The following is a 24,437-nucleotide window of genomic DNA, read 5'->3' as shown; positions in this document are numbered from 1 at the left end:
TCCCATTGTATTCGATTGAGCACGATCTTTCCTGTGCGCTGAATGAAACTCTCCTCCTTCAATCACAGGCATTGCTTTCCGAAACAGCCGGCCTTCAGCCGCCCTGTCCGAATTCTGTTTCGATGCTCCGCCATTTCGTCAAGTTGACGGCTGCATCCAAAATCTCGCGCGCTTGTCCGATGCCTTCGAACGGCTGCAAGCGTGTCTCGCCACGCCCATGCTTGCGCAGATCCTCAAGGCCAGCACGCATCGCGGCGACGGAACGAAGAAGAAGGCTGACAGGGAAAGAAACCTGACTGAAGCCCATCTCGCCGAGCACAGAGGGCGCAAGCCACGGTGTATTGCCGCCTTCAAACATTGCCGCCGACATGAAGGAGCCTTTGAACGTCTTGCCGACACGCTCGTAATCGGCCTCCGTCCGCAAGCCGGCAATAAAAATGCCGTCTACGCCGAGCGATAAAAAACGCTCAGCCCGGCGCATCGCCGCGTCGAGCCCATAGACGCCATAGGCATCTGTACGTCCGATGATGAAGGTCTCCGGATTGTTGCGCGTGGCGAGTGCTGCGCGAAGCTTCGCCTCGATGACGGCTTCATCCGCTACGGCAGCGGCCTTGTCCGCCCGTTGCTGCTTCCGGTCGCGTTCCTGATCTTCGATGAGCATGCAGCCCACACCGATCGCTTCGTAGGCCAGTACCGTCCGGACGGTACTCTTGACGTCTCCATAGCCATCATCGGCATCCGTCAGGAATGGCAAGGTGGAGGCATCGGCTATGTCCTTAATGCCCTGCGCCATATCGGTGAGACCGATCAGGCCGATATCCGGATATGCATGACGCGCGGCCAGCAAGGCCGAGCCGCCGATGGTGAAGGCCTTGAAGCCAGCCTCTTCGATCAGGCGCGCGGAAAGGGCATCGTGAGCAAGAGGGGTGATGAGTGGCCGCTCGGAAGCAAGCGCCTGTCGGAAGGATTGTCTAGTCACGTTGATACCTTGGATGTGAGCGGAGCATGAAGCCAGGGATAGTTGGCAAGCCCCTCGGCATGAAATGCAGCGATGTCGTCTGCATAGCGAAGAGTGAGACCGATCTCGTCATCGCCGCGTATGAGCGCGTCACGACGGGAGGCGGCTATGCGAAAGCGCGTCTGGCAGCCTTTCGCGTGGGTCAGTGTGCCGTTCAGAAGATCGACTGCGAAAACCGGATCGCCGCCCTCTTCGCCGGAAAGGGCAATACAGGCTTCCAGGTCGGATTTGTCGATGATGCCGGCGACTAGGCCATTGCGGAAGGCATTCTCGTAAAAGATATCGGCAAAGCTCGGCGCAAAGACGCATTTGATGCCGAACTGTACCAACGCCCAGACCGCAGCCTCTCGCGAACTGCCGCAGCCGAAATTCTCGCCGCCGAGCAAGATCGATGCGGAGCGGAACGGCTGCTGGTTCAGGATGAATTCCGGACGCTCTTTACCGACATCATCATATCGCTGCACGGCAAACAGACCTTTTCCGAGATCGGCATGAGCGGTGCGCATCCAGGGTATCGGAATGATGGCATCCGTGTTGATATTGGCTGCCGGCATAGCCGCCGCTATGCCTGAGAAATTGACGAAACCCTGACTCATGACGCCATCACCTTACGCACATCCGAAATTTTGCCGGTAATGGCCGCCGCGGCCACCATTGCGGGGCTGGCGAGATGTGTCCGGCTGCGTGGTCCCTGCCTGTTTTCGAAATTGCGATTTGAGGTCGCAATACAGCGGCTTCCCGGCGGAACGACGTCCTCGTTCATGCTCACGCACATCGAGCAGCCGGCATCCCGCCACTCGAAACCGGCTTCCTGAAATATGGTGTGGAGACCCTTGGCTTCGGCCGCGCGCTTGACGCTCATCGAGCCGGGAACGACCATGGCGCGAACGCCTTCGGCAACCTTGCGGCCTCGCGCCACCGCCGCAGCATCCTCGAGATCCGAGAGGCGGGCGTTCGTGCACGATCCGATGAAGGCGATATTGATCGGCAATCCTTCGAGCGGCATGCCAGGAGAAAGGTCCATGTACCGCATGGCGTCACTCGCCAATTCGCGCCGCGTCGCCTCATTGAAGCTGGCGGGATCGGGAACGCGCTCGCCAATGCCGACAACGTCCTGCTGCGTCGTTCCCCAGGTCACCTGCGGTGCAATCCTGGTGGAATCGATGGCAAGATCCTTGTCGAAATTCGTCCCGGCATCGGTGACCAAGCCACGCCAATGCGCGATTGCTCTCTCAAGCATATCGCCCCGGGGCGCGTATTCACGGCCAGTGACATAGGCGATCGTCGCCTCGTCCGGAGCGATCAGACCGAGGCGCGCGCCGATCTCGATCGACATGTTGCAGATCGTCAGCCGCGCCTCGATCGGCAACGCTTCGATTGTGTCGCCAGCGTATTCGACGGCGTGTCCCTGCCCCGCCGCAATGCCGAACTTACCGATCGCGTGCAGGATCATGTCTTTCGCAGTCACGCCGGCAGGCAACCGGCCGGAAAAGACGATCCGCATGGTTCGCGGCTTGACGAGGGCCAGCGTCTGCGTCGCAAGGACATGTTCGACCTCGCTCGTGCCGATACCGATGCCGAGCGCACCCAATCCGCCGGCCGTCGACGTGTGGCTGTCGCCGCAAACCAGGATCGCGCCGGGCAAAGCCAAGCCGAGTTCGGGACCGATGACATGGACGATGCCCTGGCGTGGATCTTCGACGCCGAAATGCCGAATCCGGTTTGCGAAGGCGTTTGCCCGCATCAGGGTCAGCAGCTCGCGACCCTGCGGGTTCGTCGTTTCGGTGCGTCCCGGCTCCGTCGAGATGATATGGTCCTGGGTGGCAACGCTGAGTTCGGGATGCAGGACCGGACGCATCTTACGCACTAGCCCCTCGAAGGCACGGGCGCTGGTCGTTTCCTGCAGGACATGGCGGTCGACAAAAAGCAGGTCGCGTCCGTCGTCAAAATGCCGAATGAGATGGGACTGCCAGATTTTTTCAAAAAGACTTTGAGCGGGCTTATTCATTTATATGCCAGGGGGACAGCCGCATTGCCGCGCCTTGCGCCGACATGCGATTTGCTTCGCTCTCCCCGCCTCCTCCCAAGGTTCGGATTAATATTCCGGCATTCCACCGGCTTGGCATATCCTGATTTTCTTGCATATGAGGATCGCTGTCAGTTACATAAACATGAGAAATCTCGGCTCGATAGCCAGAATTTAATCATAGTGACCCTAGAAAAAGTCATGGCACAATGACCTTACGCCTTCCGCCTCTGAACGCTTTGCGCGCATTCGAAGCCGCGGCCCGCAACGGCAGTCTCACGCAAGCCGCGCGGGAACTATCGGTAACGCAGGGAGCCGTGAGCCGGCATGTTTCCCAGCTCGAACAATGGCTGGGCGTGCCGCTCTTCGTCAGAACCCGACGCGGGAGCGAACTGACGCCGGAGGGCGACAGCTATTACCGTGGTATCAGCCCGGTCTTTAAAGAGATCGACCTCCAGACCAAACAGCTGACCAAGAAGCCCGACGCCAACATGCTCAAGCTGAAGCTTCCGCCGACCTTCGCCATTCGCTGGCTCGTGCCGCGGCTTGCCCGCTTTCATGCCCTCAACAGACATATCGATGTGCAGATTACGACATCACATCAGCCGGCTGATTTCGCTATCGAGGATATCGATGTCGCGATCCAATCGGGCTACGTCCCAAGCCCGAATGTCAAGCACCACCGGCTGTTTGGCGAGGTATTGCTGCCGGTTTGCAGTCCGGGATTGTTCAAGATGTTCCCTAGGCCGCAGCAGCCTTCTGACCTTGCGCATCATGTGCTTCTTTGCTCGATGCACCGGCCGAATGACTGGCCGGACTGGCTGAGCGCAGCGAACCTGCCGCATATCGATGGAAACAGCGGCCTGAAATTTGAAAACAGCGCCTTGGCATACCAGGCTGCCACCGATGAGCTCGGTATCGTCATGGCGCAATATGCTTTTGTGAAAGACGACCTGCGAACAGGGCGGCTGATAGAGCCTTTCCAACTTAGAGTGCCAACTGGCCAAGCATACTACATCACCTACACCAACCCACGACCGCCGCCGAAAATCACCACTTTCGAGAGCTGGATCACCGCCTTGGCACGGGAAGAGGAAGGGGACACGGCCTGAGTGGATTTGAACAAGCTCGAACACTCGCCCCAAAAACGGGTAACGCGGCAATCAGCCGAGCAATTGATCGCGGATCGCGACAGCGATCGGCTTCTGGCAGTGCCTTGATCGAATCACCGCGACGCGCCTCTATTCCGTCAGCGCCTCAAGCCTTGCCTTGAACTTAGCTGCCGAATAGCAGGACGTTCCAAGTCGTCCGCCCCGACACGCAGAGGCGATCCCTTTGGACGCTCGAAGCGGCTGCTCGTCGACAAACCCGCCGTGCTTTGACGGCGGACCTCAGTGACGAGATGTTCGGCGAGTCTGATGGCAAAGGCGACGGCAGGAAGCGTGGGGTTAGCTTGTCCGGACGTCGCGAAAACGGAGCTTCCGGCGAGATAGAGGTTAGCGATGTCGAAGACGCGACAGTTGTCGTTGACGATGGCATGGTTGCGGTCGACGCCCATCCTGGTCAACCCGATCTGATGGTAGCCATCTTTGGCTTGCGCGGCGATATGCTCTTCAAGATCTTCGGGGGCTGCGTCGAATATCAGCTTGCCCATCTTGCGCTCCTTGAGCCAGCGATCAAGGGCGAGATGTGCTTGGAGCGTCCCGCTAAAATCCTGAGGCAAATACCGGAATGAGACCTCGAGCTTGAACTGGCCGTCCGCATCTTGCTCGGGCTTGAGGAAGGCACGGTTTGAACTGCTTGGAATTTGCTCCCCATGATAGCGAAGGCCGTATCTCATGTCTGGCCTCCGCAGCAGAACATATGGTTCGGCCAAGCCATATTTTTGGCGAACCAGCGCCAGCGCGGAATAGGCCGCGCCAAAGGGATTGCGTAGTACACTATGCAGCAAATTATAGTAACGGGATCGGTCGGCTTCGCCCCATGTCGCCTTGTGCACGACGGTCTTCCGACTGTTCCAGAGATATAGTAGCGAGAGCGCCGCGTCGGCCTCACCGAAAGCGGCCCTCCGGTTCGTCGGCCAAAAGGCGATATTCGGCAGTTCGAGTGCCCGTTGCAGCTTGGGGGAGGGTTGAAACCGATTGCACACGAAGGTTCCGGTGGACGTGCGCTTAAAAAGATACCGGTCGGCATGCTCCTTGCTGGCGAATTCGATCTGCGCGATCTGTCCCGCCAGGTGTCCCATGTAGAAGCGCCCGAGCGGCCCATCGCTTCCGCCGAACAATTGCGGAAACGCGAGCTGAAGGTTCAGCAGCAGCCGGGTATTGCCTCTGCCGCCACAGGCTAGCACATAGTGATCGGCGCACACGTTGTAAGAACCGCCGCGGCAGGCAATCGAAATGGAATGTACCCGCCCTTCCACGGGGTCGAACGCCAAAGCCTTGACCCTCGCGTCCAGGGCAACAAAGAGGTTCTGCGAAGAAGCAAGCTCAGCCCTATTGGCTCTGGCTGTGTTGCGTATTCGCGTCCAGCTTTCCCGGGATATTGGAAAATCGGTCTCCGGTTCCGGCTCTGATCGCTCACCGCTGACATTGCTGCTCAAAAGAGCCCGCGCCCGCTGATAGAAAGGCGAAATCTTTTCGTGGGCAATCGGCCAACCCGAGTGTGCGACATAATCTCTTGCTTCGAAGTCTATATCGTCCAGCTCAACGCATTGCCCACCCCATCGTTCGGACGTGCCGCCGAGTCCGGTGGCCGAAGTAACTCGGTCCGCGGCGTGATGGATATCGTCTCCTATGTCGAAGCCTGTTTCGTTTCGTTGCGGTCGTTTCGATTGTTTCGGTCCGGCCTCGATAAGCACCGCTCGCATGCCGCGCCTGCTCAATTCCAGCGCAACGGCAATGCCGACCGGGCCTGCGCCCACGACGCACACGTCGAACCCCTGTTGAAACACCTCTGGACCCACAAACATCCTCACCCCCCACTTTTGAGCTAACGTCCTTATGGCAGTAGCCGCAATCACCCATCCCCTTGGCACTACGGATTGGTCTTGGCGCGATCGTCAGCGAATTGAGTGGAGGCGCAGACCTAGTGAGCACGCTAATGCTTCACTATTCACAGAACAATTTCGCATAAAGTAGAATGAAAATTGCTCGTCACTCGAGCAAAAGGATTAGTGACAGCCTTGCACGCTCTACAATCCCGTTCATCTTCCAGCCGAACAATAGGGATCCGCGATGCCAGCCGAAGAGGGACGTTGCCAGAAACAAAGCATCCTGTTCAATTTGATCCTCCCAACATCGCGGTCACGGTATTGGTTCCGTTTTCGCGAAAGGTGCGAGACAATGTCAGAGATCTGAACGTGAAATAGGATATGCACGCAATGCCGATACGGCTCCCAAGCCTTTAGCGTTTGCACGGCAATTTTGCGGGAAGAAGATATCACCCGTGGCGTAGTCGATCATACGATGATCACTATTTTTCTAGGAGATAAGGTTTGCGCAAAGCACGGTTTAGGTCGAGCGACGGATTGGCGCTGCGCCCGATCGACCGGCATCGCAAGGCCGCCCGAGTTTCACTAGGTCTCAGACCCAGACACCATCACACCCATCAAGGCGCGGCAACAGCCGGGCGGTTACCGCGATCCGGAGGTGGGTCAAAACCGCTTACGCCGAAACCGCCGCATTCTCACGTTTAACCACCAAGCGACAGGGCCTCAATTGCGTCGACCCGCTCTCCACAGGCGATGGGACGAATTTTCTTCATAGCCGAGCTTGTCGAAACTTGCGATTTCAAGAATTAGCCCCCACGGTGCCCGAAAGTAGATCCAGTTGAAGCCCGCCAAAGGGCCTGTTTCCACCAGGTTGGGGCCGTCGAGCATCTCGATACCTTGCGCACGCAGTCGCTCCGCCGAGGCATGTACATCTTCGACCTCAAAGCACAGGTGCATCCCGCCGACTTCCGACGACCGCCTGGGTCGTGAGGCTTCCTCACCGCGATATTCGAAAAGCTCGACACTCGTTCCCTCGCCACATCGGAGAAAAACCAGGTCGCGAATGGTTGATTGCGCCGATGCGCCAAGCTTGTTCTTCATGAAATCCTGATCGACATCGAACGGCCCGGTGCGAAAGACCTCGATGGCACCGAAGACAGCTTGGAAGAACGCAATACCCTCTTCGATGTCTGGTACCGTGATGCCAATATGATGCATGCCGTAGATCTTGTTCGCCATGTTGCAGTCCTCATCACAATGCGGTTAAATGATTGAAACTTTGATGTTTGTGGCGAAATTCAACCAGAATGATTTCTTCAGCGCCTGGAAGAAAAGAGATCGGGTCGAGGATATGCCACGAACATCTGATCTATCGGGAGGCCTCTCGTCTGCGCACCGCGGAATAGATGAGCGCGGCGACGACAATCAGGACGCCCTGGAAGAGATACTGGTAAGTCTGTGTAAGACCCAGGAAGGTCACCGCGTTCAGAACCTCGGTGAGCAGGACGGCGCCAAGTATCGTTCCGATGAAGGTCCCGCGCCCACCCGTTAGGCTAGTTCCGCCAAGAACCACAGCCGTGATGCTCGAAAGCGTGTAGTTGATGCCCTGACGAGGGTCGCCGACACCAATCTGAGTCATCAGCATTATCGCGCCGAGGCTCGTCAGCAACGAGCAGGCAATGTACCCCGTGATGAACGTCAGATCGACTCGAATGCCCGTTCTGCGGGAGGAGTGCTCGTCCGAGCCGATTGCCCTCAAGCGCCAGCCGGCCTTCGTTCGGCGCAATACATATTCCCCAACCACGGCGACAGCCACAAGCGCGAGGAAAGCGACAGGGAACGGACCCCATTGCCAGTTGACCCAATCCGTGACGGCAGAGCTTATGTAGCCATCCGGGTTGTCGCGTAGAAGAAAGCTGAAGCCTTGTATAGCGATGTACATGGCGAGGGTCGCTGCGATGGGCGTAAAGTTCGCGAAACGTATCAGGAACCCGTTAATTGTCCCGGTGATGAATGCGCCCGCGAACATCAGCAGGAATCCTGCCAGCATCATCACCGCAGACTTGTCGTCATTGATGAAGAAGGACGCGACGACGACGAGGAAGCCGGCAAGCGGGCCGACAGAGAGATCGATGCCGCCCATTAGCAATGCTACCGTCTGCCCCATCGCGATGAAGCCCAGTGCTGTTGCGAGGAGGAAAATGTTGTAGATATTGTAGACCGAAAGGAAGTTTTCGTTCTGGCCGTACACATAGAGCCCGAGAAGGACTGTGACGAGAGCCAAGGGAACGGCCGGCGCATTGTCGGACTGCAGGAAATGCGCGATCCAACTTGTTTTCGCCGCCTTGACCCTCGAAGCGCTTCCGCCGCCGTGCGTTTCTGCCTTGACGGCTGCCGCTACTATGCGCCCTTCCGTGACTTCGTGACCGACTAAAGTCTCGACGAGATGTCCTCTCGACATCACGACCACCTTGTCGCAGAGCCCCTCGAGTTCGACCGCATCGGAGGAATTCACTATAACGGGTGTCCCCGAAGCCGACACTTCCCGGAGAATGCGGTAGATTTCAAAGCGCGCGCCAACATCCACGCCCTGCGTTGGTTCATCGGCAATGATGAGGCCCGGCTCCGACAAAAGCGCTCGGGACATGACTACTTTCTGTTGGTTTCCGCCGGATAGCGACAGAATTGGCGCTTCCATGCCCGGAGTTTTTACCGCCAGTTCACCGAAGATGGACTCGACCTGAGCGAGTTCCTTTTTTCGGCTAATGATTCCCCCGACCGCAAACTTCTCAAGCGCCGAAAACGTCGCGTTTTCGCGAACAGTCAGGCCGCTTGCGACGCCTTCAATGTGGCGGTCGGAAGGCATGAAGGCGGCTTCGCGCAGCAATTCGTGCTGATTGAGCACGCGGCCGCGCAGAGAAATCGTACCCTCCGTCGGCTGTAACCCGGCGAGCACGCGCATAAGCTCCGGCTGCCCGTTACCCGCCACGCCGGCAACGCCGACGATCTGACCGCGGGGCACATCAAAGCTCACATCCGTTAGATCCTTTGAGTTCGCTCCAGCGATGGAAAAGCCTATCTCTTCGGAAGCCCGCTGTGACTTCGGCGGAAAAGCCGCCTTGAGCGTGCGCCCGACGATGAGGTTCACGAGATCTGTATCGCTGATGTTCCGTACCAGCTCTGCGCCGCGGACGCGTCCATCGCGCAACACCGTGACGCGGTGGGCGATCTGTCGAAGCTCAGCAAGACGATGTGTAATGTAGATGACGGATGTCCCGGCCCCGACAATCTCACGGATTCGACCAAACAACATGTCTGTCGATTCCTGATCGAGAGAGGCGGTTGGCTCGTCAAGAATGAGAACCTTCGGTTTGAGCGCGAGCGCTTTTGCGATTTCGAGCAAATGCTTCTGCGCCACCGTCAGGCTATCGGCGCGCATGCGCAGCGGCACTCGCAGCCCAACCGTATCCAGGACCTGCTGCACGACCTCTTGCGGCGGCTGGCCCGAAAAAACGGATGCGGGCAAGGCCACGCGTAGATTTTCAAGGATCGAGAGGTCTTCGAGAATGGCAGGATGCTGGAAGCAGATGCCGATGCCGTGAGACTTCGCCACCTCAGGAGTCATTTGATGGACTGGCCGCCCTTCGAAACTGATCTCTCCTTGCGTCGGCTGAAGTGTGCCCGAGATAATATTCATCAGCGTCGACTTGCCGGCGCCGTTCTCGCCGAGAATCGCGTGCACCTCGCCGGGGTAGAACTCGACGCTCACATCGCTGAGTGCCGGGACGACCGAGAAATACTTGTAGATGCCAGCTAGACGGATGATCACGTCTCCCGTTCCCGCCTCGATCTCTTTAACCCCTAATTCCGCCATATCCTGTCATCCGTCTTGGGAAGCCTACCCGGAGGGGTTTCCCTCCGGGGAATTTCATGCGTGTCTTTCGATCACTGACCGACGGCCTTGGCCTGATCCTCGGCCGGGAGTTCAGAGGACATGTAGATCGCGCCGGGCAAATCCTTGCGGCACAGAACCGCATTCGGCTTGCCCGATACCGAGTCCTCAAAAGCCGGTGCCTTGAAGATCGCGTCCTTCGGTTTTTCGCCGCCCGTTGCAAGTGCGACGGCCCATTGTACAGCGAGCCTCACATTGTCATTGCCAGTCGCGACCGTGAACAGCTTGAAATCCGGATTGCTTGCCTGGTTGTCATGCCAGAAGCAGCCTAGCGAATTGCCGTCGGAGGTCGCGAGCGCGGGGATCGACTTGCCCTGCTTGGTAAATGTGGGCAACGCGCCAACCAATGACGGGCCGAAGTCGGAGACGATGACGTCGATCTTGGCATTCTTGGCAATTTCCGCCGTCAGGACCTTCTGGGTCAGCGCCGGATCCCAGTTGGTGACATCGAAAGGTTGCGCATTGACGAAAACATATTCGGGACCCAAGACGCTCTTCAAACCCTTGAGTTCATCCAATCCCTGGCTGTTACCTGCCGGTCCGCTGAGGAACAGCACGTTTCCACCCTTCGGAAGGACGCTCTTGATCCATTTGCCCCAGGTCGCCCCGTCGTTTTCGAAGGACGAGCCAATGAACTTGGAGTAGTTCACGCCCTCCTTGCCGCCGACTGCCACACGATAGGGCACGATGATCTTGCCCGACTTAAAGACACTGGTTATCGCCGGAAGCACCGCGGGGCCGGCATCACCGAACACCACGAGCGCATCGACGCCCTTCGCCGCCATGCTCTTGATGTCCGAGATGGACTTCTGTGTGTCGCCCTGACCGTCCGCATATTCGTACTTGGTGATGCTGGGGCAGAGCTCTACCGTCTGTTTACCAGAGGCCGTCGTCACCTGCCGCCAGCTGTTACCGCCATAACCGTCGAGCAGCGCCAGCGTTGCTTTCTTTGGTCCGCACCAGGAAGGCACCTCGGCTTTGGCAAGGTTGGCGCTGCCGAGTGCCATAACCGTCGCCCCAAGGGAGATGGCTAAGCCCTTTGCAAAATTAGAATATTTCATTTCTTCTCCTCCACATTTTTTGTTCCAGCCGTTTGTCTTAAGTTTACGCTCCAACGGAGTGAGTAAACACCGATGCCAAAACCCAGAGCCAAGGCCTGAATGATGGTTTGAGCCGAAAACGGAACCCCGACTGAGAGTGCGAATTGGCTCAATTGGTTAAGGAAGAACGCCGCGATCACCGTCGAGATCGGATAGCCTCGCCCACCGAGGAGCGAGGTCCCGCCAAGAACCACGACCGCAACGGATGGCAGCAGTAGGCTGTCACCCTGAAAGGCAGTCGGTTCGCGAGTGATGCCAGCGATCAGAATGCCGGCCAGGCAGTAAAGAAGCTGCGCGTAGACATAAGCCATCATCTGATGGAGACGCACACGAAGCCCGGCGGCGCGCCCTGCTAATGGATTGGCGCCAATCGCCTCGAACCTCCGCCCGACCACTGTCTTCTTGAGCACAAACGAGACGATGGCAGTGGCACCAAGCACGAAGTAGACTGAGTTCGGAAGCCCCAATGTCTCGCCGCCTGCAATCTCGGCGAGAAGGTTCGTGGTGATCGAGGGAACACCACCGGATGTCGCGAACACTGCTCCATAAAGTAGGGCATTGGTACCGATCGTTGCGATAATAGCGTTCAGCCGAAAGAAACTCACGAGGATGCCGTTCAGGAAGCCCGCGACGAGGGCGAAAGCGATCGCGAGCAGCACGGCTTGATAGAGCAGCCCATCATCCTGATGCGGATGATGGGTCGAAACAACCACAGCGAGCGAAACAGCTCCCGGTAGCGAGAGATCGAAACCACCCTGTTGCACAACCAGCAGCTGCCCCAAGCCAACGATGGCAATGGTCGCCGCAAAAGGCAGACTTCCCGATAGCGCGCCCCAGGAAACGCTCGAAGGCGCGAAGAGCAGGCACACGACGAGAAGAACGAGTGTCGAGAAAACGACTGTCACAAAGCTTCGAGCCAACGGCGTTGACAATATTGTCTCCCTGGGAAGTCCATTTGAAGCAATGGGGGTAGCGTTCGTCATCCAAGCCCGCCTTTCACACTGATGTTCACGGCAACACCTTCGAGCCCTCGACGCAAAGGCCGCGCAGCACGTTCGGTAAACGCCAAAAGAGATCCCAGACCGGTGTCAGAGTTTGCGGTTGCTAGCTGGCCAATCTGCAGTCGATTCGGCACTTTCTGACCGATCACACCGTCGACGAGGCAACAGTTTTACGCGAGCCTTTGGCGCTTCCGCGTGGTCAAAATAGTATCCGCTACAGGCGCTTCCTGCTTCTGCCAGCCAATTGCGAATACTGTCCCAGTTGAGTGTGCCTACCGCTTTCATGTTCCCTCCTCCTCAGGAAATCAGCTGCTGCAGAGATGCAGACCGTCCGATCGCCGTCGCTCTATCCGCGACCGCCGATCGTTGGTCGCCATTCGTAGATGCTGATGCTCGAATAGACCTCGTGGAGGACAAAAGGATCCTCCGCACTGAACCGACGCATCTCTTCGAGCGAGACGACATCCGCTACGACAACTCCCCCGCTGCCTTCGCCGGCTTCGTCGAGGATCGGTCCGGATTGGACGATGCAGAGCCGGCCCGACCGCAGATGGCGCTTGTGATCCTCCAGATAGGTCGCGCGTGCCGCCGCCTTTTCGGGATTGGAAATAGCGACGCGAACTGCAAGCATGACTTCTAGCTCCTCACCAGCCAAATCGTCCTTCCGTCTCCCCTCCGACATGCGGATATTCCGGATATCGCAAAAGTAATGGTAGACGGAGTAAAGCTAAAGAAAACAACGGAATTATCCATTTTGGACTTCTGGATAACTGCACGGTTTCCCACCGAAATTCGCCAGGGCGCCGCCGATCGACAGCGCCCCGCCATAGCTCATGCGGCCCTTGGCGCGTCTCCACGGAATGCGCGTTCGAGCAAGTCGGTCAACGCGCGCTTTTCCAATGCGCGGGGGTTCCAATAGGCGTTCGACATCGCCTGATCGACCGCGGCCGCGACACTGTCATCGGGCATTCCAAGATCCTTCAACGACATCGTCGCGCCAAGCCCTCTGGCAAGGTCGAAAAGCCCGGCGGCCGGATCGGCAATGCCGAGAGCCCGGCCCAGCCGGGCCATGGCCGCCGGCGTCGCGTCGGCGTTGTAGGCCACCGCATGCGGCAGGACCGCCGTGTGCATCTGCGCATGCGGCAGATTGAACATGCCCCCGAGCGTATGACAAAGCTTGTGGTGCAATGCCATGCCGACGGAGCCAAGGCAGACGCCGCAAAGCCAGGCGCCGTAAAGCGCATCCGCGCGGGCGTCCCCATCTCTCGGGCTCAAATGGATACGCGGCAAGGCGCGGGCGATTGCCCCGATCCCCTCTTCCGCCATGAGCGAGATGATCGGATTGGCCTCCCTCGCATAAAGCGCCTCGACGGCGTGGGCGATCGCATTGATGCCGCTGGTCACGGAAAGAGAAACGGGCAACGTCAGCGTCAGATCGACGTCGTAGACGATGACTTCCGGAAGAATACGCGGATCCGACTTGGTGACCTTGCGGTCGCCCTCGGTCTCGCCGAGGATCGGCGTGGCTTCCGAGCCCGCATAGGTGGTAGGCACGACGATCTGCGGCAGATCGGTGCGAAAGGCGATGGCCTTGCCGAGACCGGTCGTCGACCCGCCTCCAATGGACAGCAGCGCATCGACGGCATGTTGGTCCACAAATCGCATGGCATCGGCCGTCACCTCGACGGGAGTATGCATCTGCGCCTTGGAATAGGTCGCGACGACGCTGGATCCCATATGCCGCGCGATATCGGCGGCCTGCTCGGCTTGCTCAGGCGTGGAGAGCACAATGATGCGCCGCGCCTTCAGCCGTTCGGCCTCTTCGGGAAGGCGGGCCACCGTGCCGCGCCCGAAGATGACCCGGCCGGGATTTCCGTTGTAGACGAAGTTTTCCAATCCCCCGCTCCTACCGTGTCTGACCGGGCCGTGCGAGCACGAAGTCATAGTCCGAGCGCCAGAGCGTGTTGCCGCTCTCGACACGCGTGAACGGCGCAACAAGCGTCTTCTTGACCCCGAACACCGTATCGGAATTCAGATAGGGATCGCCGCCGACGAAGGTGTGCGTCACCAGCTTCTGGAACCCTTCCGCGCGAACCATGTAGTGCATGTGGGCCGGCCGATACGGGTGGCGGCCGAGGCTGTTCAGCATCTTGCCAACCGGCCCGTCATCGGGAATTGGATAGGAGACGGGCTTGATGCCGACGAAGCTGTAGCGTCCATCCGCGCCTGTCACGAAGACGCCCCTGTTGTTCCACTTCGGCTGGATATCGGGCTGCTGGACGTCGTAGTAGCCTTCCGCGTTGTCGGACCAGACGTCGATCTTGGCTCCTGCGACCGCATTGCCATCGAGATCGAGCACACGTCCGATGAAGAGACAGCTTTCCCCCTTGCCGTCCAGACAGATCTCATCGCCCATCTGGCGAACCGGGCAGCCCTCGACATGGAAGGGGCCGAAGACCGTGTTCTCGGTGGCGCTGGACGGACGCCGGTTATTGATCGCATCAACCAGCATTGACAGGCCGAGCGTATCGGACAGAAGGATGAACTCCTGCCGCTCCTGCGTGCAGATCTGCCCGGTCCGCGTCAGAAAATCGATGCCGAAGTCCCATTCATCCTGGGTCAAGTTGATTTCGCGCGCGAAGTTGTGGAGATGCTTGACGAGGCAAGCCATCACCTCTGTGAGGCGCGGATCCACATCCTTGCCCATTCGGGCGTTGACGGTCGCAACCGAGTTCTCCTCGGTGAAAAAGCCGGATGGCGACGTGCTCGCGCTCGCTTGCTCGGACATATGCTGCACTCCTGACATCCTAAGGTATGATCCGATCTGCTCGCAGCCGATCGAACGCGTCTGTGAACGAGCTTGTCGTATCCTGATAGTCGAGAAAGCCGAGCTTGCGGCTGCGGCCCATGTCGTTGAACGTCTCGATCTGGCGACCGAGATCTGCATCCGAATGCCAGAATGAGGCCACGCGGGAGAGCGCGTTCGGCTGGAGATTGAACTTCTTGACCATCTCGTCCCAGATCGGCTCCGCGCCGGCCATCTGCTCTTCCAGCGGCGTGGGTACTCCCGAGTAAGGCGCAGCTTCGAGACCGAAGTAGTTCGCAAGGCGCGGCCAAAGCCATTTCCAACGAAACACTTCGCCGTTGACGACATTGAACGCGAGGTTGGCGGCTGGCTTCGTCGTCGCCGCCCATTTGAGATGTTTCGCTAGCAACCTGGCATCGGTAACGTCCGTTGCCGCCTGCCATTGCTCGGGCGAACCGGGGAAGACGAAAGACCGGCCGGTTTCCCGGCAGATGGAGGCGTAGACCGCAAGTGTGGCAGCCATGTTCATCGCGTTTCCGACCGCATAACCGATCAGCGTATGCGGGCGATGAATGGACCAGGTAAAGCCGTCCCTCGCAGCGGCCGCAAAGATCTCGTCTTCCTGCACATAGTAGAAGTTCTCTCCCGGCAGGCGTTCCTGCTCCTCGCGGAACGGCGTCTCGGGCTGCGTCTTGGCGTAGGATTCAAAGGGGCCGAGGTAGTGTTTCGTGCCCGTCGTCAGGGCAACGTGCTCGACACCTCGCCCTTGCAAGGCGTCCAGCACGTTGCGGACGATTGCGCCGTTGACCTCGCAATTCTTCGCCTCGGTTTCCTGACGCGACCAGGCCGTGACGAACACATGGCTCGGTCTGGCTTCCGTCAGTGCCGCGCGAACGGAATTGGCGTCGACGAGATCGCAGCTCAATGTCTTGACGCCGGCGATCGGGCTTTGCGATCGGGACAGGCCCGACACCGTCCAGCCGCCTTCAGCCAGGAGATTTTCGGCGAGATTGCTTCCGGTGATCCCAGTCGCGCCAACTATGAGTGCGTGTTTGTTCATTGCTCAACCATTCAGCAGTGTGATTTTGATGCTCTTCGTCGGATCCTGACCAAACGAGAAGGCGTTGACGGCATCGGTCAGCGCGAAATCATGGGTCTGGATCGGCGACAGATCGATGCCCGTCCGTTCCAGGAAGCGAATGGCGGCTGGCCAAACGCCAGGAGACCCGATGCAGCCGCGCACGGTCAGGTTCTTCATCTGTATCTGGCCGATCACGACAGGCACTTTGCGTCCGATGTTGATACCGACCATCGACATCCGGCCCTCTTCACGGGCATAGTCGAATGCGGCCGCGAGCGATGCGTCATGGCCGGATGCCTCGATTACCAGATCGGCACCATGTCCTCCGGTCAGTTCACGAATTTTCTCGGCGGCACCTCCGTCCGAGGGGTCAATGGCGTCATCCGCTCCGAGACGCTTTGCCACCTCGCGGCGCGATGCGAGCGGATCGACGACGATGACGCGAGCGCCCATGCCGATCGCTGCTGCAGCCGATACCAGGCCGATGGTGCCCCCGCCGGAGACGACGACGGTTTCGCTGGCATTCGTGCCGCCTGAGCGCAGCACGGCGTAGAAGCCGCAGGTAAAGGGCTCGATCAGCGCAGCCTTCTTGTCATCGACAGCATCGGGCAGCTTGTGCAGCCATTCCGGATTGACGGCGAAGAATTCGCGATCCGCGCCGCTCATGGAAAAGCCGAAATGATGCAGCCGCTCCGGCGTGCGCACCACACATTCCCCGACCACGCGGTCGCCCTTCTTGAAGCCGGTCACATTGCGGCCAACCTCGACGATTTCACCGCTCCATTCGTGGCCGGGCGTCACCGGATAGGAGATCGGGATAATGTAGCGCCCGGCCAGCAACTCGTAATCGGAGTGGCAGATGCCGACTGCCTTTGTGTGAACCAGGACCTCGTTGGGCGACAGGTCAGGCACGCCCATGTCGGCGATTACGGGCTTTTCCGGGGCTTCGAAAACCAGAGCTTTCACGTCTTCCTCCTCAGACCTCTACCAGCGCGCCGCTCTGCGCAGAGCGCACGATGGCTTCCAGCAATGCAATGTTGTTGATCATATCCTCGCCAGTGATCGGATAGTCGGCCTCGCCGCGAACAGCGCGGGCAAAGGCTCTCAGGTTGTCGCGAACCGGTTCGGCGGGTGACACCTCGCGGACCGTGATCGGCTGGTTCTTCCAGCCTTCGGTCACGACCCAGCCGTCGGGCGCTTCGACATGTGCCTTGTCGCGCACTTCGATCCATCCATCCGTGCCGAAGACGGCGAAACGCGAGACGAAGGGCGTGGCGAGTGTCGCCGAGACGTAGGCCGTCCCTCCGCCGGCAAAGCGGATATGCGCGCTCATCGTGTCGCCCTGCGGAATGCTCGAAGCAAGGTTCTCGCAAACGACGCGGACATCGGTGGCGCGGCCCATCAGCTTCACGGCAAGGTCCGTCAGATGAATCCCGGTCGCCGTCATGCCGCCGGCCGGTGCCTGTTCGGCCTTCAGCCGCCAGTTCGACGGGTCGAGGCCGAGAAACTTGTCGTGGCTGAAATTCGCTTCGATCTGCAGCAGCCGACCCAGTTTTCCGAGCTTGGCCGCCTCCAGAATTTCGGCGATCGGAGGCTCGAAACGACGCTCATGGCCCATGCCAAGCACAAGACCAGCCTTTCGGCACAAAGCGACGGACGCTTCCGCTCCGGCTCTGCTGAGGTCGAGCGGCTTCTCGCAGAAAACGTGTTTCCCGGCCGCGACCACTCGGGCGATCTGCTCCCGGTGCAGCGAATGCGGCGTGGCAAGCACGACCGCCTCGATCGTCGGATCGTTCAACGCTTCAGCCATATCCGGCGAATATTGCAGACCCATCTGGCCGGCAAACGCGGCCGCATCAGGGCTCGGATCGACACCGCGTACGAAATGCATCCGCGCGCCGCCGGCATTGACGAGGCTCGCCATCTTGCGGCCCCACCAGCCGAGACCGACCAGGGCGGCGGTGACCGGGTTTTCCTCGATCATGGTCATCGATTGTCCACCCGCTTGTTGAAGGGATGGATGTTGACGGCCTTCCACACACCGGCTTTGGTGAAAGGATCCGCCTTGTTGAATGCGACGATCTCTTCCTTGGTGTCGGCCTCGAAGACGAAGAGAGAGCCGATCATGGTTTCGTTGTCGTCCGCCAGAAGCGGACCGGAGATCACCGTCTTGGTCTTGCCGGTGGAGAGATAGGCCTTGTGGGCATCGTAGTTGGCGAGCCGCTTCTCGACGGCGCCCTCGTGGTCGAGGCAATGAACAGCGTAATACATGTAAAATTCCTTTCGAATTCAAGCGATGGAATAGCCACCGTCGACCATCAGCAATTGGCCGGTGATGCCGCTCGCCGCATCGGAGAGCAGGAAGGCGACGGTGGAAGCAATTTCCTCGGGTTTGATCAGGCGATTGATCGGCGTGTCGTCCAACCATCTCTGCATGACGGCGGGTTGGGCGCGGCCGACTTCCGCCAGCATGACGGTATCGGTGTAGCCGGGGCCGACGGCGTTGACGCGTACACCCGACCTTGCCCATTCGGCCGCCAGAACCCGGCACATATGAGCGACGCCCGCCTTCGAGACGTCGTAGCCGACATGGAGTTCCGGCCGAACGGCTTTGACGCCAGCGATCGACGCCGTCATCACGATGGCCCCTCGCCCCGCCTCGATCATGGATCTTCCGAACGCCTGCACAGTCCAAAAGACGCCGTCGAGATTGACCGACATGACGGTGCGCCAGTCGGCCTCGCTGTGGTCCAGCGCCGTGCGCTCATAGGACATGCCGGCATTGGCGAAGATGCCGTCTAGAGGACCGAAGCGCTCGGCAACCTTTGCTGCCGCGGCCTCGACCGATGCCTTGTCAGTGACGTTGAAGATGACGGCTTCCGCCGTTCCTCCCGCCGCACGAATGTCGTCGCGGGTCTTCTCGACCGAGGCATCACGATCGGCGGCAACGATCGTCGCTCCGAGCGAGGCCAGATACCGGCAGGTGGTGCTCCCGATACCACCGGCCGCGCCGGTTATCAGCAATTTCCGCCCGCTGAGATCCATCGGATTCGTCATGATCAGGCCTTCATATCGACGAGAATCTTCATGTGGGTGGCCTTGGGATCGAGCAGCGCTTCGAAGCCTTTTTCGACCACGTCTTCGGGCGCGATTTGCGCCGTGACCACTTTTTCGACCGGGAAGATGCCGGCACCGATCATCGAAGCAATACGGGGCCATATCTGCACGGGGTAGCACCACGTTGCCTCGACAGTGATATCCTTCAGTGCCCAGAGCATCGCATCGACCGAGGCCGGCCGCACATGCAGGCCGACCTGCACGACGGTGCCGCGGCGGCGCACGGCCTTGGCGCAAAGATTGAGCGACGCCTCGGCGCCGACGCATTCGAGCGCGACGTCGACGCCCACACCCTCTTCCGTCTGCTCCCGGAACAACTTGTCCGTATCCGTTTCGCGCGGATCGAAGACGACCGCCTCCGGAACAAGCTGTTGCGCCAGAGCGCGACGGTTCGGATTGAGCTCGGACACGAAGATCTTCGTCGCGCCGGCCGCCTTGGCCGCCAGCAGGACAAGCGCGCCGATCGGGCCGACGCCAGAAACGAGGACGCTGCTGCCGCTGGTCACCCCGCCGCGATCAACGCCGTATAGCGCGACGGCGGCCGGCTCGATCATGGCTGCCTGAACGTCCGAGACGGTGTCCGGCACGGGAATGGCGTTGTAGCCATTGATGACGGCGCGTTCACCCATGCCGCCCCAATCCCAGGACAACCCGACGACCGCCATGTTTTCGCTGAGATGGAAGAGGCCGCGGCGGCCGTAGTAATCGTCGCGCGGCGAGATAAGCGGCTGGATGGAAACGCGCGAGCCAGGGGAGACGTGCGTGACTTTCTTGCCCACGTCCAAGACCCTGGCGGAAAATTCATGGCCGAGGATCTGCGGCAAAGTTGCGCCGGAATAGACGTTCGGGGTGGCGGGCGTCACGATCGGTCCCGCGATGTATTCGTGCAAGTCAGTTCCGCAAATGCCGCAGACCAATGGCTCGATCAGCACCATGTCGTCGCCCAGCGGACCGCTTGGTGCGGGTACGTCTTCGACGCGGATGTCTTTCTTGGAATAATATCGTACAGCTTTCATTGTCATGCCTTTCATGATTACTGTGCTGTGTAGCCACCGTCGCAGACCATGCTGCTGCGCGTCCCTAAACGGGTCTCGCCGGAAGCACGGATAAGGACGAGATGATGATCCCGGCCCATATGCGGAGCGGCGTCTTCCTCGCCGATGCCGGCGTTGATTGGGACCCTGTTGCTCAGCGGCCTCATGGCGTCCTCCTCAGATCAGCACCATGCCGCCATCGACCATGACGGTCTGGCCTGTGACATAGTCCGACGCATCGGATGCCAGGAACGTGGTGACGCCCGCAATGTCCTTCGGTAACGAGACACGGCCGAGCAGGATTGATTGCGAGAACTCGTTGATCGCCTGTTCCGGCTTTTCCGTCAGCCCTCGTTCCATGAATTCGCGGTCAAGTTGCTCCCAAAGCTCCGTCTTCACGACGCCTGGCCCGAAGCAGTTGACGGTGATCTTGTGCTCGGCGAGTGCACGGGCTGCTGCCTGGGTGATCGCAACGACAGCGAACTTGGAGGCACAATAATGCGCAAACAGCGGATAACCCTGTTTGCCCGCCACCGAGGCGGTATTGATGATCTTGCCGCCATGGCCCTGCGCGATCATTTGCTTTGCAGCCTCCTGGGTTCCGATCAGAACGCCAAGGCCGTTGATCTTCATAATCCGGTCGAAGTCCTCTTCCGTGACCTCGAGAAATGGGCAGGTCTGGCTGATGCCGGCATTGTTGAACATGACGTCCAGCCGGCCGAAGCGGGATACTGTCTCGTCGATCAGGGCCTTGACGCTCGCACGGCTGGAAACGTCTACGGTAACCGCGATCGCGTTGTTGCCGCCCGAGGAAATTTTCGACGCCGTCTGCCGCGCGGCGTCGGCATTCAGGTCGGCGATGACGACATGTGCGCCTTTTTCGGCAAGGTCCGCGGCAATGCCGGCGCCGATGCCGCGCGCTGCTCCGGTAACAATGACAACCTTGTTGTTGACCAACCCACTCATGGCATTTTCTCTTATTGAACGAGCGTTGCGCGGGCATGCAGGCCCAAGCCCACGCCCCGTGACGCAGGAAGATCGAGCCCAGCGACGCGGCACGAGCGGCGCAATTCATTCGGTAGATGACGAGGAGTTGCGGGCGTCACCAGCGCTGCGGACGCAGCGGTCGAATGCTGTCCGAGCGATAACTGCGCCAAGGGTTTGCTGCCGCCGATCGCCTTACATCTCATTTCAATTCCTCCTCCGATGAAATGATTAAATCGCTGGCAACAAAGTATCGCTTGCGGAGACACTTCGCATCCGCAGCATTTATATTTTGTTGACGGCTTTTATTCCTCCCACAGGAACCGCCGTGCGATCCGAAAACAAAGCTAGAGGATGAACATGTGCTTCGACAAACCTTTAATTATCCGAAATGGATATTTTCGGTGAAGCAATCGATCTGATTCAGACGCTAAGATTTCTACTGGGAGGAAGCGGCACTTGCGCCGAACGTGGAACTTATTTCAGTTCATGCGCTCCTCCGTGAAAAAGCGGCATTGAATATTTCTGGCCAGCGATCGCCGCCAGGGAAGGAAGGTTGTGCATGACTGAGACGTTGAGAGTGGGCTGGGCCGGGATCGGAAAGATGGGCGCCCCGATGAGCAGGCGCGTCCTTGAAAACGGATATCCTCTGTCCGTCTACGAGCCTCTTCCCGAAAACCGTGCTTCCGTCGTCGCCCAGGGCGCGAATGTGGCGCACGCGCTTGAAGATCTCGTCGAGGCGTCGGACGTGGTGATGCTCACCATCCCGAACGATGCCGTTCTGCGCCAGCTGACATTGGCGCCATCCGCCCTCGTCGATCTTTTGAAACCCGGCCAAATTCTGGTCGAGATGAGCACCGTTTCCCCGGAAATCTCCGCTGAAATCGCCGAGGCTCTGGGGCGCAAGGGCGTGGCCTATTTGCGCGCACCCGTATCAGGAAGCACCATCACCGCATCATCCGGCATGCTTTCCGTCATGGTCTCCGGGCCGGAGGCGGCCTATCGCAAGATCGAGCCCATCCTCGCGAGTTTCTCGTCCAAGCGATTCTATCTCGGCGATGGCGAGGAAGCGCGCTATCTTAAGCTGGTGCTGAATGCGCTGGTGGGGGCGACGGCTGCCCTGCTCGGAGAAGCGCTGACGCTCGGACTGAAGGGAAACCTCTCGGTCGAGACCATGCTCAACGTCATCTGCGAAAGCGCGGTCGCCTCACCGCTGATTGCTTACAAGCGCGATCTCCTGGTCAGCCGCAATTTCGATCCGGCGTTCTCCGTGTCGCAGATGATGAAGGATTTCGATCTTATCCTGGGCGCGGCGAAATCCGATCACGTGCCGATGTATCTCGCTTCCATGATCCGGCAGCAATACGAAGCAGCATTCGCCGACGGGCTTGCCGAGAAGGACTTCTTCGTTCTTTTCGAACAGTACGAGCGGCTGGCGGGGATGACCCGAGACAAGACCGCCGCACCAGAGACGCTAAAAGCCATCTGAGCGGGCTGGCGAAAGGAAAATTTGCCAGCTAGTCTGATCGTCCACAGCGCGACGGTTGGGAGGCCGACGTGAACGAATATGAAATGCTGCGCGTCATCGATTTCATCGAGAAAACGCGCCGCCCATTCAGGGAGGTGGTCGCAGCCGCCGATGACGATGCGATTTGGCTGATCGTCACCTTCTTGATCAAATCGCATATACTAAGCCAGACTGTCTCGATCTCGACGCTCGGACAGGAATCCGGTCTCCCTTATGCGACCTCGATGAGACTGATCAACCGTCTCATCGATAGCGGCTATATTCTCAAGGTCGCCAAGGGTTCGACTGGCAAGAGCTTCGCGCTGCAGCCGAGCGAGCAGTTGCTTCGTTCGTTCGAAACCTATGCCCGCAAGACGAAATCGCTCCTCGCGCAGACCTTGGGGCTGCGTGCCGGCGAGGAGGAAGACGAGTATTATTTCGGCGGTACGCCTCTCGGTTCGCAGATCATTCCGCCGATGAGGCTTGTCCAGAAGCGTGCCGAATCGCAGATCGAGCTTCGCTTCCTCTTGAACGACGATAACTACTTCTCCGCAATGCGGAACATGTGGGCCGACTTCCGCAACAACCTCGCGTCGCGTAAGAACTTCGACCTTTTGCCGCTTCCCGATCTCTATCGGCGCGCGCGCGAAAACGGCGCAAAACCACTGTCCGACTATGACGTCATCGCCATCAACATGCCATGGCTCGGGGAATTCGCGGAGAGCGGCGTAATTCGGCCGATCGATCAGTATATTCAGAAGACCGGCATCAATCCGCTCGATTTCCACCCATCCATCTGGTCATCGGCAACCTGGGAAGGAAGGGACTACGGCGTTCCGGGCTACTGTACCGTCGAACTTCTGGCGGCGCGGAGGGATCTTTTTTCCGATGCGGGCCTCTCCTTTCCCAAGACTTTCGATGATGTCATCAGCGCCGGTCGCAAGTTTCATGCTCCGGACGAAGGCATGTTCGGAGCCGTCTGGGATGGCGCGCGGGGCATGCCGATCGCGTCGAGCTTTCTATTCTTCATGGGCGCCTGCGGGCAGCCGGCGATCTCCCTGCGCAAGACGCGTTCCGGCTTCACGCTCGAAGGCGCAAACCTGGAAGAATTGAGTTGCACTATCTTGTCGGATGCCGGTTTCGGCGCCCTCGAGTACATGCGCAGGCTGATGGAAATTTCGCCGCCAAGGATTCTGGAGATGGCCTGGGATCAAACCCTGGAAGTCTTCCTGAAGGGAAAAGCGAGCTTGGGCTATTTCTGGACGATGCGCGCGGCCCGCTTCGAATATGACGTCCAGTCGGTCGTGAAGCGGCGAGTCGAATATCTGCCGCAGCCATACGGCCCCGGCGGCACCCGCGCCTCTCCGATCGGCGGCTTTCTTTTCTGTATTCCGACCAATCTGCCAGAGGAAAGAGTAGAGCTGGCGGCGGACGCGATCGCATGGATGGCTTCCAGGGAAGCAATGAAGGCGCATGTGAAGAACGGATTTCCGGTCGCTCCGCGCTTTTCGGTCAGCGCCGATCCGGAAGCTGCCGCAAGCTCCCCGATCGTCCGCTTCGTGGACCAGCTGGCGAAGAAGAACCTGCTGCACACCTGGCAGCGCCCTAAGATCCCGCAATATACGACGATCGAGAAGGTTCTTGGCGAGGACATCCATGACGCGCTGCTTGGTAATAAATCGCCGAGGCTAGCCCTGGAGCACGCAGCCGCACAGATCGAGGCCAGCCTGAAATCCGCTCATAAGACGTGGGCGAGGCAGAGCGTGGTTTAGCGGAGATGGATTGAGCGCTTCCGGACGCAAAACCGCGTTACACTTTT

22 protein-coding genes are annotated in these 24,437 nt (G+C 59.2%); 3 read left to right on the top strand and 19 right to left on the bottom strand.

The genetic code is table 11. From position 1 onward, the window contains the following. Positions 1-94: 94 nt before the first annotated feature. From FHT86_RS15860 to leuC, 3 genes are read right to left on the bottom strand one after another with little or no spacing between them, the layout of a single operon-like run. The gene (locus tag FHT86_RS15860; RefSeq protein WP_166656831.1) at positions 95-979 is read right to left on the bottom strand and encodes an oxaloacetate decarboxylase; all 885 of its coding nucleotides are present in this window, start codon (positions 977-979) and stop codon (positions 95-97) included. Beyond that, positions 976-1,614 carry a 3-isopropylmalate dehydratase small subunit gene (gene leuD, locus FHT86_RS15855; protein ID WP_133707739.1) on the bottom strand — a complete coding sequence of 213 codons (639 nt, stop codon included), beginning with the start codon at positions 1,612-1,614 and terminating at the stop codon, positions 976-978. Before leuD ends, FHT86_RS15860 begins: the two co-directional genes overlap by 4 nt. After that, positions 1,611-3,026 (bottom strand): 3-isopropylmalate dehydratase large subunit, encoded by a 1,416-nt coding sequence (leuC, locus tag FHT86_RS15850; protein ID WP_133707738.1) that lies wholly within the window; start codon positions 3,024-3,026, stop codon positions 1,611-1,613. The genes leuD and leuC overlap by 4 nt, the downstream gene beginning before the upstream one ends. A gap of 227 nt (positions 3,027-3,253) precedes the next feature. Here leuC and gcvA point away from each other — a divergent pair, with 227 nt between their 5' ends. After that, positions 3,254-4,156 (top strand): transcriptional regulator GcvA, encoded by a 903-nt coding sequence (gcvA, locus tag FHT86_RS15845; RefSeq protein WP_133707737.1) that lies wholly within the window; start codon positions 3,254-3,256, stop codon positions 4,154-4,156. A gap of 137 nt (positions 4,157-4,293) precedes the next feature. On the opposite strand, the gene FHT86_RS15840 is transcribed toward gcvA, so the two are convergent. The 16 genes from FHT86_RS15840 to FHT86_RS15765 form a co-directional block, all read right to left on the bottom strand. Beyond that, positions 4,294-6,066 (bottom strand): FAD-dependent oxidoreductase, encoded by a 1,773-nt coding sequence (locus FHT86_RS15840; RefSeq protein WP_133707736.1) that lies wholly within the window; start codon positions 6,064-6,066, stop codon positions 4,294-4,296. Between the two features lie 693 nt (positions 6,067-6,759). Continuing rightward, a complete protein-coding gene (locus tag FHT86_RS15835) occupies positions 6,760-7,275 on the bottom strand; it encodes a VOC family protein (RefSeq protein WP_133707735.1) in 516 nt (171 codons plus the stop codon). A 130-nt stretch (positions 7,276-7,405) separates the two neighbouring features. Beyond that, positions 7,406-9,910 (bottom strand): ATP-binding cassette domain-containing protein, encoded by a 2,505-nt coding sequence (locus FHT86_RS15830; RefSeq protein WP_133707734.1) that lies wholly within the window; start codon positions 9,908-9,910, stop codon positions 7,406-7,408. Positions 9,911-9,981: 71 nt separating this feature from the next. After that, positions 9,982-11,049, bottom strand: a complete 1,068-nt coding sequence (locus tag FHT86_RS15825; protein WP_133707733.1) for a substrate-binding domain-containing protein — start codon at positions 11,047-11,049, stop codon at positions 9,982-9,984. Then, on the bottom strand, positions 11,046-12,071 hold the full coding sequence (locus tag FHT86_RS15820) for an ABC transporter permease (RefSeq protein WP_133707732.1): 1,026 nt from the start codon (positions 12,069-12,071) through the stop codon (positions 11,046-11,048). The genes FHT86_RS15825 and FHT86_RS15820 overlap by 4 nt, the downstream gene beginning before the upstream one ends. Before the next feature lie 364 nt (positions 12,072-12,435). After that, the gene (locus tag FHT86_RS15815; RefSeq protein WP_133707731.1) at positions 12,436-12,720 is read right to left on the bottom strand and encodes a YciI family protein; all 285 of its coding nucleotides are present in this window, start codon (positions 12,718-12,720) and stop codon (positions 12,436-12,438) included. Positions 12,721-12,920: 200 nt separating this feature from the next. After that, positions 12,921-13,985, bottom strand: a complete 1,065-nt coding sequence (locus FHT86_RS15810) for a maleylacetate reductase (RefSeq protein WP_246779527.1) — start codon at positions 13,983-13,985, stop codon at positions 12,921-12,923. 10 nt (positions 13,986-13,995) lie between these two features. Continuing rightward, complete coding sequence (locus FHT86_RS15805; protein WP_133707729.1) at positions 13,996-14,877, bottom strand: intradiol ring-cleavage dioxygenase; 882 nt, start codon at positions 14,875-14,877, stop codon at positions 13,996-13,998. Positions 14,878-14,896: 19 nt separating this feature from the next. Then, the gene (locus FHT86_RS15800) at positions 14,897-15,955 is read right to left on the bottom strand and encodes an SDR family oxidoreductase (protein WP_133707728.1); all 1,059 of its coding nucleotides are present in this window, start codon (positions 15,953-15,955) and stop codon (positions 14,897-14,899) included. 3 nt (positions 15,956-15,958) lie between these two features. Then, the gene (locus FHT86_RS15795; RefSeq protein ID WP_133707727.1) at positions 15,959-16,942 is read right to left on the bottom strand and encodes a zinc-binding dehydrogenase; all 984 of its coding nucleotides are present in this window, start codon (positions 16,940-16,942) and stop codon (positions 15,959-15,961) included. A 10-nt stretch (positions 16,943-16,952) separates the two neighbouring features. Further along, on the bottom strand, positions 16,953-17,966 hold the full coding sequence (locus tag FHT86_RS15790) for a Gfo/Idh/MocA family protein (RefSeq protein WP_133707726.1): 1,014 nt from the start codon (positions 17,964-17,966) through the stop codon (positions 16,953-16,955). Continuing rightward, complete coding sequence (locus tag FHT86_RS15785; RefSeq protein WP_037198012.1) at positions 17,963-18,247, bottom strand: YciI family protein; 285 nt, start codon at positions 18,245-18,247, stop codon at positions 17,963-17,965. The genes FHT86_RS15790 and FHT86_RS15785 overlap by 4 nt, the downstream gene beginning before the upstream one ends. Positions 18,248-18,265: 18 nt before the next feature. Further along, positions 18,266-19,033: an SDR family NAD(P)-dependent oxidoreductase gene (locus FHT86_RS15780; protein WP_133707725.1), complete on the bottom strand. Its 768-nt coding sequence runs from the start codon at positions 19,031-19,033 to the stop codon at positions 18,266-18,268. Between the two features lie 2 nt (positions 19,034-19,035). Continuing rightward, complete coding sequence (locus tag FHT86_RS15775; RefSeq protein ID WP_133707724.1) at positions 19,036-20,109, bottom strand: zinc-binding dehydrogenase; 1,074 nt, start codon at positions 20,107-20,109, stop codon at positions 19,036-19,038. Between the two features lie 17 nt (positions 20,110-20,126). Further along, entirely contained in the window at positions 20,127-20,294 is a 168-nt protein-coding gene (locus tag FHT86_RS15770) for a hypothetical protein (RefSeq protein WP_166656830.1), read from the bottom strand. Positions 20,295-20,304: 10 nt separating this feature from the next. Next, positions 20,305-21,093 carry a glucose 1-dehydrogenase gene (locus tag FHT86_RS15765; protein ID WP_133707723.1) on the bottom strand — a complete coding sequence of 263 codons (789 nt, stop codon included), beginning with the start codon at positions 21,091-21,093 and terminating at the stop codon, positions 20,305-20,307. 580 nt (positions 21,094-21,673) lie between these two features. On the opposite strand from FHT86_RS15765, the gene FHT86_RS15760 reads away from it, so the two are divergent. Together FHT86_RS15760 and FHT86_RS38065 are read left to right on the top strand one after the other, a co-directional pair. Continuing rightward, positions 21,674-22,600: an NAD(P)-dependent oxidoreductase gene (locus FHT86_RS15760; protein ID WP_133707722.1), complete on the top strand. Its 927-nt coding sequence runs from the start codon at positions 21,674-21,676 to the stop codon at positions 22,598-22,600. A gap of 68 nt (positions 22,601-22,668) precedes the next feature. Further along, positions 22,669-24,390, top strand: a complete 1,722-nt coding sequence (locus FHT86_RS38065; protein ID WP_133707721.1) for an extracellular solute-binding protein — start codon at positions 22,669-22,671, stop codon at positions 24,388-24,390. The last annotated feature ends 47 nt before the right edge of the window (positions 24,391-24,437 follow it).

The organism is Rhizobium sp. BK313 (assembly GCF_014193655.1).
Classification (GTDB): domain Bacteria; phylum Pseudomonadota; class Alphaproteobacteria; order Rhizobiales; family Rhizobiaceae; genus Rhizobium.
This window is presented reverse-complemented; position numbering and strand designations above follow the sequence as displayed.